Genomic DNA, 17,196 nt, shown 5'->3' with positions numbered 1-17,196 from the left:
TTCTTTAGTAAATTTCGTTTTTTACTATAAAATGCATACGCTCTTACTCTTACCATTGCGAGCTTAGATAGCACTGATATTGGCAGGTTGCACTTAACAGCTCCTAACAGTATTACAATGGTTTTTCATCAATATAGGTTAATAAAGCAGAGATAACTATGGATAAATTGCGCGATTTCTTAAAAAGCTGGCCAGGTCGCATTTTATTGATTTTATGCCTATCGCCGCTCGCTCTCTTGGGTGTCGAAAGCTATTTTGGCGGCAACGTCGATCCCAACCAGATTGCGCAGGTAGGTGAGGCAAGCGTAGGACTGTCCGAGTATCAAACTGCTGTCAATAGCCGTCGTTCTGAAGTGCTAGAGCAAGTCGAAGATGCTAGCTTGTTGAATGAAGATGTGCTTCATGAGCAAGTATTAAAAGGTCTAATCGACCGTACGTTGTTAGAGCAGCAAGCAGGTAAGCTTGGTATGACAGTGTCTGACGACACGATCAATCGTCTGCTGCGTCAAGAAGAAATATTCAAAGATGCAGAGGGTAACTTTTCAAACGATCAGTTTGCAAACTTTTTGCGTCAGCGTGGCATGACCAAAAATCAGTTGTTTGCAGAGTTTCGCAATCAGTTAAGCTTGGATCAGTTGAATGCTAGTATCGTTGGTACAGCCGTCTATCCAATGCAGGCAGTTAGCCAATTGATCGACTTGCAACTAGAATCACGCAACGTCTGGGTACATCGTTTTGATTGGCAGGACTATGCTGATCAGGTCAAACTGAGTAAAAATGATATTCAAGCATATTATGATGCCAATAAAGACACGCTAAAAAGCGCGGCAATGGTCAACTTGGCTTATATTCAGCTTAGCCCGCAGACCATCAAAGTCGATGATGTGACAACAGAAGAGTTGCAGCAGCAGTACGAAGCGTATAAGCAAGGTCTAGCTGCTGATGATGAGCGTAGAGTGAGTCAAATACTGTTAACAGGTGATGATGCTAAGGCAAGAGCAGATAAAGTTAAAGCTCGCTTGGCTAAAGGCGAGTCTTTTGCTGCTGTGGCCAAAGCAGAATCGGATGATCCTTCAGGAGAAACAGGCGGTGACATTGGTCGCTTTAATCCGTCAGTATTTGGTGGTGACGCCGATGCTGTTGAAAAAGCACTAGAAGGCTTGAGCGTTGGAGATGTGACAGCCCCTATCAAGACCAGCTTTGGCTATCAGATATTCACAGTCACTGAAGATAATGGCAAAAAGATTCCAAGTCTCGAGAGTATGCGTGCAGAGCTGACGGCTAAGGCAAAAGAGTACAAGCGTCAAGAAGTCTACGCGGATAAAGTAACCTCGATTAATGATTTGGCAGCAGATGGCTTTAGTATCGAAGATATTGCGCAGCAAGAGAATGTCACGCTAAAACGTATCAAAGATTATCGTAAAGAAAATAACAAATCAGTATTATCGCAACCAGCAGTGATCAAACAGGCCTTTGACGAATTTACGATTCAAGATCAGGCCGTGACGGCAGGTATAGAAGTTGGTAACGGTACGGTATGGGTACAACCAAGCAATTATCGTCCTACTAAGACGCTTGCTCTAGCAAATGCAACCCCAAGAATCACTCAAATCCTCCGTCAGCAGAAAGCGACAGCATTAGCTTTAAAAGACGCTAAAGCATTGGCTGCTGGTATCAAGACGCCGGCTGATATCAGTAAGCAGTCGGTAAGCTTCCAAGCACTGGGTGAGATTAACCGTCAAACGACGCAGCTAACGGACAAAGAGCGTGGATTGGCCTTTAGCCAGCAAGCCGCTGATAATGGCGTCGTCGCGATTGCTAGCGAGACTGAGATGGGTGCAACGCTACTGGTTGGAGACCGTATTAAAACTGAGCAGCAGTCACCACTGTCTGATATGCAAAGAGCGCAAACAGCCAGTATCATTCGTGACAATTTAGGCCAAGACCAGTTGCAAGACTATTTGGACTATCTACGTATGGTGTATACGGTTGAGATTAATGAAAGCAACATGGCAAACGCACAAGGACGCTAAGTATTTGTTAGATTCTTATTCTTATTCTTATTTTTAGACGTAAAAAAGCCACCGTATCAATTGATACAGTGGCTTTTTTTTGGGTGATGCTTTAACGATGATTATCAAGAATACTATAGAAGCTGAAAATTAGTCGCAGTAATAAATACAATTGCTGCGACTAATCCTAGTCTTAAACTAATAGGTGATTGTTTAATGACGGAAATGGCGCATACCCGTGAATACCATCGAGATACCATGCTCATTAGCAGCAGCAATAGTCTCGTCATCACGCATAGAGCCACCTGGCTGAATGATAGCAGAGATACCTACTTCAGCAGCATTATCGATGCCATCACGGAAAGGGAAGAACGCATCTGATGCCATAACAGCACCTTCAGTTGCTAGTCCAGCATGTTCTGCTTTGATAGCAGCAATACGTGCTGAGTTAACGCGGCTCATTTGGCCCGCGCCAACACCGATAGTACGTTGGCCTTTTGCGTAGACAATGGCATTAGATTTGACGTATTTTGCTACGTTCCAGCTGAACAGTAGATCTGCCACTTGCGCTTCAGTTGGTTGTACATCAGTGACGATTTTTAGGTCGTTAGCAGTGATTAAACCAAGGTCTTGCTCTTGTACGAGTAAGCCACCGTTAACACGCTTATAGTCAAGTTGGATATCACGCTGATCTGGTGCTGGTAGCTCGCCGCATACTAATACACGTACGTTTTTCTTAGTGGCTGTCGCTTCAAGTACACCGTCTTCGATACTAGGTGCAATGATTACTTCTACAAACTGATTGTCGATAATGGCTTTCGCAGCTGCAAGCGTCAACGGACGGTTGAATGCGATGATACCGCCAAAAGATGATTCAGGATCAGTGCTAAAAGCAGTACGATAAGCCGCAACTTGGTCACTATCAACCGCGACACCGCAAGGGTTGGCATGCTTAACGATAACGCAAGCAGGGGTGCTAAAGGCTTTAACACACTCAAGGGCAGCGTCGGTATCAGCAATATTGTTATAAGATAGTGCTTTGCCTTGTAATTGCTTAGCAGTAGCAATAGAAGCCTGTTTGCTTTTTAGAGGCTGGTTTTCAGTATAAAAAGCAGCGTTTTGATGTGGGTTTTCGCCGTAACGCAGGTCTTGTGCTTTTTCAAGCTGTACATTGAATGTACGTGGGAAGTTCTCTGGTTCTTGAGTTTCGTTGACACGGCTACCTAAGAAGTTTGCAATCATACCATCGTACTGTGCCGTATGCTCAAACGCCTTTACTGCTAAGTCATAACGTAACGCAGTCGTCAGTTCAGTGCCGCCATTTAAGGCGCTAAGTACACGGTCATAATCAGCTGGATCAGTGACGATACCTACATGAGCGTGGTTTTTCGCTGCTGAACGTACCATGGTAGGGCCACCAATATCGATGTTTTCGATAGCGTCGTTCATAGTTACGTCAGCACGTGCGATCGTTTCAGCAAACGGATATAAGTTCACGACGACTAAGTCGATACGTTCGATTGCATGATCACTCATAACTGCATCATCTGTACCACGGCGTCCTAGGATGCCACCATGAATCTTAGGATGTAGCGTTTTAACACGACCATCCATCATTTCAGGAAAGCCTGTGTAATCTGATACTTCAGTCACGGCGACATTGTTTTCTGTGAGCAGACGATAAGTACCGCCAGTAGATAATAAACCAAAACCTGCTTTGAGAAGGCCTTGAGCAAACTCGACGATATTAGACTTATCGGAGACCGATAGTAGGGCAAGTGGGGTTGTACTCATAAGAAATTTTCCATAAAAAAAGCCTGACGTAAACGTCTGGCAAGGTGATGATGACAATGGTATGCCGTATCATGATAGATAAAGCGCGGAACATTTAATTGCCATACATAATGATAGTCAATGATGGGTAAGCTCATATAACAATGCTACATTAAATCATAGGTTTTCATTTTTTTGCGCAAAGTGCCTCGATTTAGGCCTAATATCTGAGCACATTTGGTTTGATTGCCTCTGGTTTTTTCTAGGACGACAGACAAGAGAGGCTCTTCGACTTGCTTTAAAATTAGCTCATATAAATCAGTGGGCATCTCATCTCCTAGCATCGCAAAGTACTGACGTACCACACGCTCTACATGAACCCGTAGAGGTTGCTGCGCATTATTTGTATAGTGTTGACTAGCAAAATCAAAGCCGTGCGTAGGTGGTTGGTATTCGTCTTTATTATAATCGGCAGGGTGCTCAGAGCTTTTAGCAAAATGATTGGCATTATGCTGTGCATGAGGTGCCATAAAATAATATCCTTGAGATGAAGAAAAATTCTGATTGTAAGGGGTCAGAACCATAGTATATCAAATTAATATCGCCTAGCGCTGATAGATTCATCGTTATCTTGGCTATCACGGTTTAATTTAAAATGAATTTACAGCGTGTTTTCTACTCAGACTTATTTATATATAACACTCTAATTTAATAAAGAGCGGTCATAGTAATGTCGCGAATTTGCGCATTAGCGACAGGGATAGTAAATAATAGCTGTCTATCTGTATTGGCAGCTAACTGACTTTGCTTTCCTAATAAATAATCGTTTGGATCTGCGATGAACTCTCCAATAAGCCCGTCTTTACCATAAACACTTATTTTTACATTTGGGTATAGTTGTGATTGCGGGCTGCCATTACTTAGAGTAGCGCCTATATCGCTAAATGTACCAGCAGTTTTAATCTGACTGCTTCTATGAAAGGTATTGCTGATGGTAAGCGCTGATAAATCTGCACTGGGTAAGCTGCAGGCAGCGACAGAGCATATCGATTGGAGACGCTGAGCATAAGCTGGGTTTTTGACTAAATTTTCTAAGTTAAAAATAACATACTGTGCCGCGAGTAGCAGTGCTAGGACCAAACAACCTAGTACCCATAACAATGATGCAATTGAACGTGTCGTTTGGGTTGGTGCAAACGGTAACTGGGTTTTTCTTAAACGATCGTCGGCAGCAGGGTCTTCATCTTTAACGGGTACTCCCATATCAGATAGAAGCTGTGATAAGTCTGTGTCATCTGGCGGTGTTTCTTCGTCTTGATTTTGTTCTTCTAATAGTTTTTGTAGCCATGAATTGTTATCACTACTCTCAACATTGGCATGAATATCATTGGCCGCTGCCGAGCTGAGCATGTTCTGTGTTGATGCTGATGCTGATATTGTACTAGTAGATGGTTTCTTTGTTGATGGATTAGAGGTTTTGATAGTTTCTTTAGAAGAGGGCGCTTTTGGTTTTTCTGTGGTTGCTGCGCTAGGACTGGTATTACTGGCTTGGGTTAACCATGCATCCATATTATCTAAAGAGTCATACTCTTGAACGTCTTCTTCTGGCTCGTCTATATCCATATCGTCATAAATTAAGTCGTCATGAATCAAAGTATCAGATGATTTTTTCTTACTGATTGAAGATGTAGGGCGATTTGGCACATTTTGAGGTTTATGCTGATTACTATTAGTAGACGTTTTTTGCTCGTTCGAAATTGGTTGAGTTTGAGCTTTTTGTTGAGCAGGAATATTTTTTTGTGGTGTTGGTTTTTGAATGACCTCAGAATTTACCACAAGATGTTTATTGACCAAAAAACTTTGCTGGCACCGATCACAGCTGATGGTAGCACTGACTTGATTTAGTTGAGTTTGTTTAACGCTATAGCAAGCTTGGCAATGGGGGCATTGGGTTTTTATTGGCGTGGTCATAGAGGCGAATCCAAAAAAGTATGGTTATCAATACCGCTTAGCCACTCACCAATAGCTGCCCACAATACGCATTTTACTTATTTAATTTCGATGAATTGTAGGCAAAGACAGAGTGGCGTCAAACACATAACATTTGACTGCCCTCTATCGTAACAGATGTAATTAAATGTTGCTAGCTGGTAAATGTACCTGATAAACGCTGCCAGTGTTGGTCTTCTTGCGCAGTAAAAGCATGCTTTGGATCCAGTGCAAAATATGGCTGATAAGCTTCAGTGACTTGCTCAGTTTGCGATTCAATCAAACCTGCCAATACGATACGGCCCTTTGGCGCAATCAGTGTCGCAAAGTAAGGTGCTAAACCAATAAGCGGCTTTGCTAAAATATTGGCAACGATCACTTCTACAGGCAAAATGTCATGTTGCGAGCAGTAATCTGTAAATTCTTCTGGTAAGAATGCCTGCAAACGATCGCCTACATTATTGCGTACCGCATTCTGATTGGTAGCAAGTACCGCCTGTGGGTCGATGTCGACTGCATATACTTGACGTGCACCCAATAATAAAGCAGCAATCCCTAGGATACCTGAGCCACAACCATAATCGATAACCACTTTGTCTGTTAGGTCTTGCTCTGTTAGCCAGTCTAGGCATAGGCGAGTCGTAGCATGATAGCCAGTACCAAATGCCAAGCCTGGATCCATAATGATATTGGTGGCTTCAGGGTTAGGCGGCGTTAGCCAGTCAGGCACAATCCATAAGTCATTAGCACATTCGATAGGATGATAGTTGCTCATCCACTCGCGCTCCCAATCCTTATCATCAATAGCCGTTAACCAAATACGAGTAGCCTGTACTTGTGCAGCAATTTCATGACTTAATTGCTCAACCGCTTGACGACTGCCAGCATCAGTAGTCGCATCAAATAGTCCTGTTAGTATCACCTCATCCCAAAGCGGTGATTCACCTGGAAGTGGCTCAAACAGAGGTTGATCGCCAGCATCGTCTAAAGCTATTGATAATGCGCCTGCTTCTAATAAAAGCGCTTCAGCCAAGTCGACGTTTGATTTTTCACATTGTAAATGCAGTTGTTGCCATGCCATAAAGATAACCTTAAGCGGAAATAAAAATAAGTGTAGGTGTTAGGGGCTGCCCTAGATAAATCTACATACAATGAAATGTATGATGTATATAGAGGTTTTAAATAATGAATCTAAAATATGCAAATATCAGTTATTAGCGTAATGCTTGTTTTGCTTCATTGACTACGCGTGAGTTACCCTGAGCTTGTCCTGATTGCAATATAACTTGCCATAGTGCTCGTCTACGACTGCTATCTTGAGAGACGCTAAGACCGCGACGTGCCATCGCTTCTGCCTTACGAGGCTGGTTCTTTTTTAATGCTACTTGCGCCAAATAGAAGTATACCGCTGATGATTTAGGCGCTAGACGCTGCGCACGGGTAAAGCTGTTCTCTGCATTGGTTAGATTGCCCGCTTTCAACTGACTGATACCTACTTGCATCAAATTGCGAAACGCAGGCAGATTACTATTGTTGCTGGCAGATTGTTGAGTACGTTGCTGCGAGTTTCTTCTAGCGTGCTCAAGTAACTCATTATGCGACGGTACTGAGGGTTCAGAGATTATATAGTCGTTACGAGAAGGCGCAATGATAATAGGGTCAGGCTGCGTTATTTCTGGAACAGGAGGTGTAAATACAGGGGTTTCTTGCGTTAACGGATTTGGGGTTTCGGACTGTTCAACTGCATCGTAAGGCTCGGTTGGATAGTTGCTTTGATCATTTGCTTCCGTGACAGGCGCTTGAGCAGTTGTCGTTGATGGCACGGTCGGTTGTGACGTTGGTAATGTTTGAACAGGCGTGGTTTGCACTGTGGGCGATGTGCTAGGGGCCGTCTGACAAGCACTTAGGCTTAATATACCAAAGATCGCGCTGCCTGCAAGTAAGGTATTGCTTGACGTCATTTTATTACGCCATAGCACTATGGTTTGTTTTACTGAAGTAGTTGTCCGTAAAGATGACACCATCATGTTAAAACCTTTTTTAAATATTAAAAGCTAAATATCAAAAACACTATTAGTGCCATTCAACAGCTAGAACCATTCAACAGCGCGGTCATACCAAGTATCAGCACGGTCTTCATCACCTTTACTTTGCTCGCTGCTACCTTCTGCACCATCAGACCCAACAGCTTCGCCATTTGGAATCTCTAAACCTTCGCGGCGACGTTGTTGATTGATATCACCTTGCTGGTTCTGAAACTGTGTCTGTTCACGAGCACGATCTTGCTGATACAGGCTTAGCGCACAACTGCTGGCTTCTTCTGGTAGATGAGCTGACATTACTGGTAAGTAGCGAGCATTTGCACAGCGTTCATTAGACAGTTTGCCTGAGTTGTTCTCTAGCCATAACCACTCGATACCTTCTGGCTCTGGTAGAGCAACTGGAGTCAGTTTTAGGCGTTTCATATAATCCACCCAAACTGGTAAGGCGCCAGTACCACCACTCAAACCAATCGGTTTATTATCATCACGGCCAACCCAAACGACACTCACATAGTTACCACTATAGCCTGCAAACCAAGCATCGCGGTAGTCGTTTGTCGTACCCGTTTTTCCGGCTAAGTTTAAATTGCTGCCGAGCGATTGTGCACGTCTGGCTGTACCATTTGAGACGACTTGCTGTAATGCATAGTTGGTCAAAAAGTTGGTCTCAGGTGGAATGCTACGCTGAGTGTTAAGCCCAGTACGCTGTAAAATACGGCCGCGATCATCAATGACCGTACGGATACTATGAATAGGCGTACGGAAGCCACCAGTGGCAAAGACTTGATAAATGCCAAGCATATCCATCGGACTCAAATTAACTGAGCCTAATAATGCTGATGGGTAAGGTGGGATTTTTTCTTTGATACCCATGCGCTGTAATTGCTTAGCAAAGGTATTAACGCCGAACTCCATACCTAAGCGTACTGCCGCTTGGTTATAGGATTGAGACAGTGCCGTGGTAAATGGTACATAGCCATGATCACGGTTGTCGTAGTTTTTAGGGTTCCAGTCAGTACCGTCGTTTAGATTGACCGTAATAGGGGAGTCATCTACTGAACTGGCCAAGTTGTAACGACCGCTCTCAAGCGCAGTCATATAAATGATAGGCTTCAGCAACGAGCCAACTTGGCGTTTGGCATCGACCGCGCGGTTAAATCCTGTAAATTCACTACCACTACCCACAACAGATACTAGCTCGCCAGTCTCAGGATTGGCACTGACTAACGCGCCTTGTAAATCCTTAGTTTTGCTACTGTTACGACGTAGCTCACCAAGTTTTCTATCAACGGCTTTATCTGCGGCCAATTGAGCGATAGGGTCTAGAGTACTGATAATAATCAGACCTTCGTTCTTGAGGTCATCAGAATAATAAACAGTATTTAGCTCACGTTTAACAATATCTAAGAAATCAGGGAACTGGCTTTTGCCTTCAGCAGGTTTATCCACGATACCAAGTGGTTGCTTTAAGGCTTTGTCATAGTCTTCTTGGCTCAATGTGCCCATGGTCAGCATATTGTTAAGTACCACATCACGGCGTGCTTTTGAATCGTTTGGATTGCGACGTGGATTATAGATACTTGGGCCTTTTGCCATACCAACCAGCATCGCTTGCTGATCTAAGCGCAGCTCATTAAGAGGTTTGTCAAAATAAAACTGTGATGCCAAACCAAAACCATTGATCGAGCGATTGCCATTTTGACCCAGATAAATCTCATTCAAATAGGTCTGTAAAATTTCATCTTTGCTGTAATGCAGCTCAAGTAACACGGCCATCAATGCTTCATTGGCTTTGCGTTTGATAGTGCGATCTGAATTGAGGTAAAAGTTTTTGATCAGCTGCTGGGTGATGGTCGAGCCACCTTGTCTGGCACCACCAGTAAAGTTATTGATTACGGCACGGGCGATACCACGTACCGATACCCCTTTATGCTCATAAAACGCGCGATCTTCGGTAGCGATGAGTGCATCAATCAACGGCTGAGGCACTTCGTCCAAAGACACAACCATCCGATCTTCATTACTGTCGGGATAGATACCACCGATATTGACAGGCTCTAGACGAATGATGCCGCTTTTAGCAGGCAGAGTACTCTGGATAGACTCTACTTTATTGCCAGAAATCGTCATTTTGATGACTTGCTCGGCGTCTTTATCATTAGCACTATACGTAAAGCCGCGAGTGTGAATAAAGTAAGTATTGCCAGTTCGGTGATAGGTACCTGTGCGATCATAAGCCTTGTTACTTTGGTAGTTCAGCAACTCTAGCCATGTCTTCATCGTATCTCTATCGACATTGGCGCCTTGATACAGCTCAAGCGGCTGCGAATACACTTTGGCTGGAATATCCCAGCGCTTGCCCTCAAACTTATGAGTAATGGTGCGATCAAGCTTGATCAAATATAGCGCCAACAGCACCATACCTGCGATGATGATAATTAATAGCAGACTACTAAAGACCAAGCCGCGCTGCTGCGAGGGTAGCGTGTGCATAGCAGACTTAGATGACGCTGATAACTTGGTATTTGGTAACTTGTAATTAGGTTTTTGCACGGATGTCGCACCATTTTTGGATAAAAAACTGCCTCATAATGACGCAAATTGACAAATTTTTCAATCTATCATCGTCAACGCAGGCATTTATTGGTCGTAGACCATGAGTGATGGTACTGCTCATAGCGATGGCTTATAGTATAATCCCTATTAAAATACCGATACTTGTAATAAAGCGTCAGTCACTTTCAATCTGGTAGATAAACGCCATATAAGATAACAATTTACGATTGCCCTCACGATGTATTTTGTATGAATTCGCTGTTGCTAATTGTTTGCTATTAGCCGTTTGTTATTAATACTGTGCTATTAGCGGTAGTGATATTCATGTGATTAAAAACGGCTCTATTGCATGACGTACAGTACAGTCAACACGAGCAAGTTTGCTTTAAATGAATGCATTTTAAGCAAGCCTGTCAAAGGAAGTAAGCGCGACTATGTCTAGTATCCCATCATCAGTATCATCTGCTACCAATCACTCTTATGAAGACACTTCTATCATCGAAGGCTTAGTGCTTCCGCTGGCTGACCACTGCTTTCACTGCGGCGATCCCGTACCTCAGCCACCGTTTTATGCTGAGATATTAGGTCAGTCACGAGAGATGTGTTGTATGGGCTGTCAGTTAGCTGCCCAAAGCATAGTAGAGGCTGGTCTTGAGCAGTATTATCTTGACCGATCGGAAATTAACCGTACGGCAAGTTTGCCAACTCAGCTGACGCGTCTTGAGGTCTACGATCATGACGAGATAAAATCACAGTTCGTTTACGCGCAAGATGGCATGTCAGTAGCAGAGCTGTCGGTTAATAACTTACGCTGTGCTGCCTGTACTTGGCTGATTGAGTCGCGTCTCGATGAGCTAGAGGGTATTGGTAAATGTCAGGTAAATCTGACCAACCAACGCATGCGGGTTATTTGGGATGAAGATAAGTTACCCATCAGTCGCATTTTAGCGGTCATCAACGAAATAGGCTACGAAGCCAAGCCTTATCGCCAAGATACTCACGAAGCTATGCTGGCACGTCATAATAATCAAATGCTATTGCGTCTCGGCATCGCTGCACTAGGTTCGATGCAAGCGATGATGTATGCCGTTGCGCTTTATTTTGGTGAGTATAGCGACATGTTAATATTCCAACGTGACTTTTTGCGTTGGGTGTCTTTATTTGTGAGTACGCCTGTATTTTTCTATGCTGGTATTCCTTTCTTTACCTCCGCATGGTCAGCGATTCGTGCCCGCCAAGTCAATATGGACGTGCCCGTCAGTCTTGCGTTGATTATTACTTTCTTTGCCAGTCTCTACGCTACCATCACTGGGCAAGGGGAGACGTATTATGACTCGGTCAGCATGTTTATCTTCTTTCTGTTAGCAGGGCGTTATATCGAGCACAACGCACGTCTAAAAGCCGCGACTATGGCTAATGATTTGGTCGTGGTTGAGCCGGTATTGGTACAAAAAGTCGCTGAAGACAAATCAGCAGCTGAGCATATTTTACAACTGCTGAAAGAAAATACGTCTCAACAAGATGAGCTTATTAAAAGTGAGCTTACTGAAAATGAAACTACTAAAGGTGAGTCGACTACAGTAGAGCCGATGCCTGATTTTATGCAGCGTATGGACGCCAATGTTCATCAGCTCACATCACGTATCGCTCAAGACTGGCAACAGTTACGCAACCAACAGAATGTGCAATCACAAGCAGAAGACGATATAGAGTCAAAGCAAATGGTCACCGCTCATAGTTTACAAGTGGGTGACATCATTTTGGTTGAAGCGGGCTCTGAGATTATTAGTGATGGCATCTTGCTAAGTTCTACTGCAACGGTGTCACAAAGTCTCCTGACTGGCGAAGGTGATTTAATCATCAAATCCCAAGGTGATTATATTGTTGGTGGTGCACAAAACGATAGCCAGCCGTTTGAGATGCTAGTCACCGCCTTGCCAAAAGACAGCCAGATAGGCTTAATTGATCGATTGATGAATCGTGCCATGAGCGAAAAACCCAAGTTGGCGCAGCAAGCAGATAAGCTGGCACGTTGGTTTGTGGCGCGCATTCTGGTGTTGTCAGTCTTGGTATTTGTCGGCTGGTATCTCGTTGATCCAAGCCAAGCGATTTGGGCAACCGTGGCAGTCTTAGTGGCTACTTGTCCGTGTGCATTGTCATTGGCGACGCCGATTGCCTTGACCGTCTCAACCAATCGTTTGGCAAGCTATGGTTTTTTGACGACGCGTGGCCATACCTTACAAACGCTAGCTGAAATCACGCATGTTGCTTTTGATAAGACGGGCACGCTGACTTATGGTAAGCCGAATTTATTAAATATTGAGTTAATCACACCAAAAAGCCAGACCGAAATTGACGATTTATCATTAACAGCGCAAAAAGATACGCTGTTGGCCATTGCAGCTGCGCTAGAAGTAGGGAGTCGTCATCCAATTGCCCACGCGTTACTGACGGCAGCCTATCAGTTACACCTGCCATCGACGCAAGCCGTACAGCATTATCCAGCAGGCGGGGTGGAAGCGATGATTGATGGTACTGTATATCGAATCGGTCATAAAGACTTTGCGTTAGACAGAGCAGATAATAGCGCCAATGATATAGATGTAAACGATGATTTAACTATCGATCTGGTAACTCAGCGAGCCAGCTCAGCAGTAGTATTGTCTTGTCAGAATACTGATGATAATGGATGGCAGGCGCTGGCATGCTTTTATTTTAATGACAAAGTACGTGATAGTGCGCAGTCGATGCTCGATACGCTCAAAGGACTAGGTATCGAGCCTGTCATGTTGACAGGTGACCCAAGCCCGCAAGCGCTAGTGATGGCTGAGAACTTAGGAATGCAAGCAGCGTACAACGGACTATCACCAACTGATAAGGTCAACCATATCCAGCAGTTGCAAGCTAACGGTGCTGTGGTACTGATGGTAGGTGATGGTATAAACGATGCACCAGTGCTAGCAGCGGCAGATGTGTCGACCTCGATTGCAGGTGCGGCAGACTTAGCACAAGTATCTAGTGATAGCATTATCTTAAACGGACAAATCGAAGCTATCACTGCGGCTAAACGCATCTCTGATAAAACGGAACATATTATCAAGCAAAACTTCCGTTGGGCGCTCGCTTACAACAGTATCGTCCTGATACCAGCGGCTTTAGGCTATGTGCCACCATGGCTCGCTGCGATTGGTATGTCGCTCAGTTCGCTATTTGTCGTATTAAATGCATTGCGTCTAAAACGTGCTTAGTCTCTTTAAAAAGCATTTAATGTAAACAAGCCTGTGAAATTTGCTCATAAAAAAACCGCCTTCCATTTGATGGAAGGCGGTTTTTTCTATACAGAGATACTGTTAGATAGCTATTAAAATTAGTCTTGCAGATAGCTTAGCAGACGCATAAATTCGATATACATCCACACTAGGGTCGCAAGAATACCAATACTGAACAACCACTCGTAATCTTCAGAAACACCCATCGCCACACCGCGATCAATATTGTCAAAATCTAATAACAAGGTAAAAGAAGCAATAACGATGACAAATAAGCTAAAGCCGATAGCGATAGCGCCACCTTCAAACAAGAACGGTAATGTTGAACCAAATGCTAGAGAAAGCACCCATTGTGCGACATAAACAAGCATAATGGCAATAACAGCCGAGGTTACAATAGAGCGGAATTTTTCAGTGACCTTAACCAAACCTGAGCGATAGAGGCCTAACATGACTGCTGCTGTGACGAACGTTGCACACATCGCAGTAACTGGTACGGTCGGGTACATTCTCATAAAGAACAGAGAGATACCGCCCAAAAAGATACCTTCTAGCAAGGCGTAAGGCACTGCCAACGTCTTGGCTTTTTGTGGCTTAAAGGTAATAAAAAGGGCCAGAACAAACGCAGCAATCATGCTACCGAAGGCTGCCATGGTAATAAAACCTTGCGATAAACCTGCCATAAGCGCATAAAAGAAAAAGCCCACACCAGTAATAGCTGATAAACCAAGTAACAAGCTGGTCTTCTGAATTACACCCTTGACCGTCATTGGATTACCGCCGATCGCAAGTTCTGCGCGACTGACAATAGGATTGGCCATACATAAATCCTTAATAATAAAATATAAAAATAGTGATGTTAGTTACTTTAGCAAAACCGCCATTATTGTCAACTGTGTTTGCGTGACAACCGCTATGGCTCGACCTTAGGCTGCTCATTGGCTAGCGCATCGGGCTACTGTATCGCCCAATACGCTAATTGAAAAACTAAACAGACAGATATGACTAAGTAAAACATTCGATAGCTTTTATATGGGGTCAGTTACGACAGTTAACAACGATAATTGATAAACATGCTAGTCTAAGCGCGCATTTATCGCTATCATTACCTTGTACTTCACCGTTATACCGAGTCGTTTTATGGAAAACTCAGCGCAGTCAGCAAGATTGCCACACTTACATGAATCAGAGCTATTCCACGCTATTAAAAACCCCGCCTTTAGGCGTATTGGTCTAATGGGCCGTGCTGGTAAACGTAGTGTCACTCAAAGCTTGGTACAGATTGCCCAAACCGTCAATGATATGAATTTGACGTTAATAATGGATGTACAAACGGCTAATTTACCAACGCTTGATCTCACAGACATAGAAAGAGTCAAAATCGTCAAACGGGGTTTGATTGGTGAGATTTGTGATTTGGTTATTGTGGTTGGCGGTGATGGTTCGATACTACATGCCGCTGAGGCGTTAGCACGCTACCGTGTACCTGTACTAGGGGTAAACCGTGGTCGTTTAGGATTTTTAGCAGATGTAAAACCTGATGAAGCTGCCTTCAAGTTGCGCCAAGTATTGATGGGAGACTATCAACTGGATCATCGGTTTTTATTGACGATGGAGATACGAGAAGGGCGCAAAATTATCCATGAAGACATGGCACTGAACGACATCGTACTGCACGCCGGCAAATCCGTACATATGATTGATTTTCAGATGAAAATTGATGGACATGACGTTTATAGACAGCATAGTGATGGCTTGATAGCAGCAACACCGACTGGCTCTACTGCTTATGCTTTATCAGGTGGCGGTCCAATCATTCATCCGAGTATGGACGCTATTTGTCTGGTGCCAATGCATCCCCATACATTATCTAGCAGACCGATTGTGGTCAGCGGTAATAGTGAGGTCTGTATTCGTATCCACGAAGACAATCGTACTCAGCCAATGGTGAGTGCAGACGGTAAGCCGAGTGTGCCACTTGAGCAAGAGCAACGCCTACATATTCGTAAGCATCCTGATAAGCTTACCTTGTTGCACCCACCTGGGTTTGACTTTTATGAGGCCTGCCGTACAAAGCTGCACTGGAACGTACATGCCGAAGAATTCAGTCTTGATGTCGATGATGATATTATAGACGATGAATAAGCGTATCTATTAGACCCAAATATGATACAAAAAATGGTAGTGGAGAGTAGGTAAGATGGATAAACAAACAATACTAGCAAGTCTAACGCCCGAAGTGGTTGATAAATTTCGTATGGCGATTGAGTTAGGTAAATGGCCTGACGGTCGTAAGATTACCGCTGAGCAGCGTGAGACTTGTATGCAAGCTGTGATGGTATGGGAGCATGAGCATCTGCCGCCAGCTGAGCGTACAGGTTATATTCATAAACCCGTAAAAGACGATGGTACTGTCGTTGGCGCTGAATGTGATGTCGAGCACGAGCATCACTACCCTAATATGCCGAATCCTAAAGGTGCGGTACAGCCTGTTAAGTTTCGTGATAAATAGATTTATAAATAAGTTGTAATAGTTGTGATAAAAACAATTATCATAAAAAGCCACGCTATATAGCGTGGCTTTTTTACTTTATCAATAATTAAATTATCAGAAATAGCTTAATCATCATAGATGATTAAATAGCAGTCGTATCGACACTAGGACGAACCGTTAGCGGGTTCTTTTGCATCAAAAATCCTTGCCAGCCCCAATGTAAAAAATTACGGATATTGGCATGATCGGTACCGTTAGGCGTTGCTTGAACCTTGGCATAGTGTTCGCCAAATAATTTAAGCGTGTCCAATTGGTTCAAACCATGGTGCTTAGCAAAACCAAAAATCTTTGCGCTACCTTCGTTCTCACCGGCTGCATTATGTACCATCCCATTTACAAAAGGGGCAGGCGCATAGCGATAAAAATCATCGATAAAGCTGATGACATCATTGAATCCAATGGCTTTTTTGTTCAAACCATTAAGTAATGCCGATACATCTGATTGGCGGATACTCATAAATAAATGACCTCAGAGCAGATTAAAAAAACAATATAATATTTATGTGTGCTCAATGATGGTAATAGCCGTTGAGCGTTCAGCATTATAATTTAGCTAGCTTAGCGATTAAAGTAGTCTTCGTCATCAAACGAAGGCGAAAAGTTGCCTTGTTCAAGATGCTGCATTTGCGACTGTACAGAACGCTCATGCTGAATACGTTGATAAATCTCTTCGCGGTGTACTGCAATATCTTTAGGTGCGTTTACACCGATACGTACTTGATTGCCTTTGACGCCTAGAACCGTCACACTTACTTCGTCGCCAATCATTAGCGTTTCGCCCACGCGGCGTGTCAAAATTAACATGCGTCACACTCCTTATGTCGCATCAACAAATTATTACTCATCAGATTACTTCTCAATTGCAGAACATTACCGCAGCACCAAACATGCAATATAACCATTATCACGATGCCAGATATCGTGCCAATAGCGGTAATGATAGGTAGATTCATTTAGCCCAAATGAAAGCCCCATTATAGGCGGCATAACAGATACTGTCA

12 protein-coding genes and 1 pseudogene are annotated in these 17,196 nt (G+C 43.6%); 4 read left to right on the top strand and 9 right to left on the bottom strand.

Translation table 11 applies throughout. From position 1 onward, the window contains the following. The first annotated feature begins 158 nt into the window (after positions 1 to 158). On the top strand, positions 159 to 2,033 hold the full coding sequence (locus JMX91_RS05330; RefSeq protein ID WP_201548025.1) for a SurA N-terminal domain-containing protein: 1,875 nt from the start codon (positions 159 to 161) through the stop codon (positions 2,031 to 2,033). A 192-nt stretch (positions 2,034 to 2,225) separates the two neighbouring features. Here JMX91_RS05330 and purH read toward each other — a convergent pair whose 3' ends face one another. From purH to mrcB, 6 genes are all read right to left on the bottom strand, one after another. Beyond that, positions 2,226 to 3,806 (bottom strand): bifunctional phosphoribosylaminoimidazolecarboxamide formyltransferase/IMP cyclohydrolase, encoded by a 1,581-nt coding sequence (purH, locus tag JMX91_RS05325; RefSeq protein ID WP_201548024.1) that lies wholly within the window; start codon positions 3,804 to 3,806, stop codon positions 2,226 to 2,228. Between the two features lie 146 nt (positions 3,807 to 3,952). Beyond that, positions 3,953 to 4,315, bottom strand: a complete 363-nt coding sequence (gene fis, locus JMX91_RS05320) for a DNA-binding transcriptional regulator Fis (RefSeq protein ID WP_201548023.1) — start codon at positions 4,313 to 4,315, stop codon at positions 3,953 to 3,955. A 178-nt stretch (positions 4,316 to 4,493) separates the two neighbouring features. Continuing rightward, positions 4,494 to 5,756, bottom strand: a complete 1,263-nt coding sequence (locus JMX91_RS05315) for a DUF3426 domain-containing protein (RefSeq protein ID WP_201548022.1) — start codon at positions 5,754 to 5,756, stop codon at positions 4,494 to 4,496. Positions 5,757 to 5,928: 172 nt separating this feature from the next. Beyond that, a complete protein-coding gene (gene prmA, locus JMX91_RS05310) occupies positions 5,929 to 6,855 on the bottom strand; it encodes a 50S ribosomal protein L11 methyltransferase (protein WP_201548021.1) in 927 nt (308 codons plus the stop codon). 133 nt (positions 6,856 to 6,988) lie between these two features. Next, a complete protein-coding gene (locus tag JMX91_RS05305) occupies positions 6,989 to 7,801 on the bottom strand; it encodes a tetratricopeptide repeat protein (protein WP_227679286.1) in 813 nt (270 codons plus the stop codon). A gap of 63 nt (positions 7,802 to 7,864) precedes the next feature. Continuing rightward, positions 7,865 to 10,369 (bottom strand): penicillin-binding protein 1B, encoded by a 2,505-nt coding sequence (mrcB, locus tag JMX91_RS05300; protein WP_413786774.1) that lies wholly within the window; start codon positions 10,367 to 10,369, stop codon positions 7,865 to 7,867. A gap of 437 nt (positions 10,370 to 10,806) precedes the next feature. On the opposite strand from mrcB, the gene JMX91_RS05295 reads away from it, so the two are divergent. Then, positions 10,807 to 13,620 carry a heavy metal translocating P-type ATPase gene (locus tag JMX91_RS05295; protein WP_201548020.1) on the top strand — a complete coding sequence of 938 codons (2,814 nt, stop codon included), beginning with the start codon at positions 10,807 to 10,809 and terminating at the stop codon, positions 13,618 to 13,620. A gap of 119 nt (positions 13,621 to 13,739) precedes the next feature. Here JMX91_RS05295 and JMX91_RS05290 read toward each other — a convergent pair whose 3' ends face one another. Continuing rightward, positions 13,740 to 14,462, bottom strand: coding sequence for a Bax inhibitor-1/YccA family membrane protein (locus JMX91_RS05290; RefSeq protein ID WP_201548019.1), 723 nt, complete (start codon positions 14,460 to 14,462; stop codon positions 13,740 to 13,742). A 319-nt stretch (positions 14,463 to 14,781) separates the two neighbouring features. Between JMX91_RS05290 and JMX91_RS05285 the strand changes: the two genes are divergently transcribed. Beyond that, positions 14,782 to 15,786, top strand: a complete 1,005-nt coding sequence (locus JMX91_RS05285) for an NAD(+) kinase (RefSeq protein ID WP_179798759.1) — start codon at positions 14,782 to 14,784, stop codon at positions 15,784 to 15,786. Between the two features lie 55 nt (positions 15,787 to 15,841). Then, on the top strand, positions 15,842 to 16,153 hold the full coding sequence (locus tag JMX91_RS05280; protein ID WP_102094259.1) for a YeaC family protein: 312 nt from the start codon (positions 15,842 to 15,844) through the stop codon (positions 16,151 to 16,153). A 124-nt stretch (positions 16,154 to 16,277) separates the two neighbouring features. On the opposite strand, the gene JMX91_RS05275 is transcribed toward JMX91_RS05280, so the two are convergent. Continuing rightward, complete coding sequence (locus JMX91_RS05275) at positions 16,278 to 16,652, bottom strand: HopJ type III effector protein (protein ID WP_057759243.1); 375 nt, start codon at positions 16,650 to 16,652, stop codon at positions 16,278 to 16,280. A 179-nt stretch (positions 16,653 to 16,831) separates the two neighbouring features. After that, positions 16,832 to 16,999: pseudogene (csrA, locus tag JMX91_RS05270) on the bottom strand (carbon storage regulator CsrA); the annotation flags it as partial. Positions 17,000 to 17,196 lie beyond the last annotated feature (197 nt).

Source organism: Psychrobacter sp. Pi2-1, from assembly GCF_904846645.1.
Classification (GTDB): Bacteria; Pseudomonadota; Gammaproteobacteria; order Pseudomonadales; family Moraxellaceae; genus Psychrobacter.
This window is presented reverse-complemented; position numbering and strand designations above follow the sequence as displayed.